The organism is Micromonospora sp. ABR4_055 (genome assembly GCF_056160425.1).
This window is the reverse complement of record NZ_JBSWXD010000314.1, coordinates 1-1,460: the sequence shown is the minus strand read 5'-3', so window position 1 is coordinate 1,460 and position 1,460 is coordinate 1. Positions and strand designations below refer to the sequence as shown.

Below are 1,460 nucleotides of genomic sequence, written 5' to 3'. Positions count from 1 at the left end.
TGTCCGTGTTGGAAATCGGACGTCGGCTGAGTTGCGGGACGAGCGCGACTCCTGATGATCTTGCGGGTGACTAGCCTCGAAGTTCATCGCTGGAGCCGCGCTCGTGACGACATCTTCCCTGACCGACCACGTTGTTGACCACCTCGCCGATCTGGCGCTGTGGGAAGCCGAACTCTCCACCTGCCCGGCCGATCCCTTGTCGATGGTGTCGCCCCTGGTAGCACGCCTGGCCCGGGTGCCGGACCCCCGCCGGCCGCGCGGACGGCGCCATCCGCTGCTGGTGATCCTGGTCCTGACCGCGTGTGCCACCCTCGTCGCCGGCAACGACAGCCTGACCGCGATCCGGCAGTGGGCGGCCCGGACCCCACAGGACGTCCTGCACCGCCTCGGCGCCCGCCGTGACCCACTGACCAGCCGCTACCTCGTACCGAGCGAACGGACCTTCCGGCGGGTCCTGGCCGCCGTCGACGGCGACGCCCTCGACACGGCGACCTGCGGCTACGCCGCGGACGTGGTGCGCGGCGACGCCCCGGCCCCACGGATCCCCACCAGCGTCGACGAACCCACCGAACGCGAACAACGCCGCGCCGCCACCCGGGCGTTCACCCACCCGGCACCGGCCGGGCTGCTGCCCGCCGCCGCGATCGACGGGAAACTGCTGCACGGCACCCGCACCCCCACCGGACAGGTGTTCCTGGTCGCCGCCGTCACCCACGACCGTGCCGTGATCCTGGGCCAACGCCAGGTCGCCGACAAACGCGGCGAGGCCACCGCGACCGAGGACCTACTCACACAGCTCGACGTCGCCGGCATGCTCCTCACCCTGGACGCCCTGCACACCACCAGGAAAACCGCCCGGCTGATCACCGACACCCTGAACGCCCACTACATGCTGATCCTGAAGGGGAACCAGCCGCTCGCCCTGCGGGCCGCCCACACGTTGCTGTCCGGCACCGACACCGAGTTCGCCGACCGGACCGACGTCGACGCCGATCGCGGACACGGACGCACCGAACGCCGCACGATCCGCGTAACCGGCTGCGACGACACCCTGTTCCCCGGAGCCCGCCAGGTCTTCCGGCTACGCCGCGACACCGGCGGACTCGACGGGATCCGCACCAGCAAACAGATCATCCACGGCATCGTCAGCCTCGACGCCACCCAGGCCGGACCGCAACACCTCAACGCCTACGTCAGAGGACACTGGTCGGTGGAAACCCGCCTGCACTGGACCCGTGACGTCACCTTCAACGAGGACGACTCCCAGCTCAGGACGGGTGCGGCTCCCCGCAACGTGGCCGCCATGCGCAACCTGGCCCTGAACACCTTCCGCCTCGCCGGACGCGCCAACATCGCCCACGCCCGCCGTGACCTCCACGACCGCGCCGACACCTTCGCCGTCTACGACATCTGACAAACAATGATCAAGTCAGACATAGAGGAACAACGCCGGGGCCGTG

The 1,460-nt window shown here is 69.7% G+C and carries 1 protein-coding gene; it reads left to right on the top strand.

The window, feature by feature from the left end; genetic code table 11:
• The first annotated feature begins 103 nt into the window (after positions 1–103).
• The gene (locus tag ACXAHD_RS32105) at positions 104–1,414 is read left to right on the top strand and encodes an ISAs1 family transposase (protein ID WP_475055164.1); all 1,311 of its coding nucleotides are present in this window, start codon (positions 104–106) and stop codon (positions 1,412–1,414) included.
• The last annotated feature ends 46 nt before the right edge of the window (positions 1,415–1,460 follow it).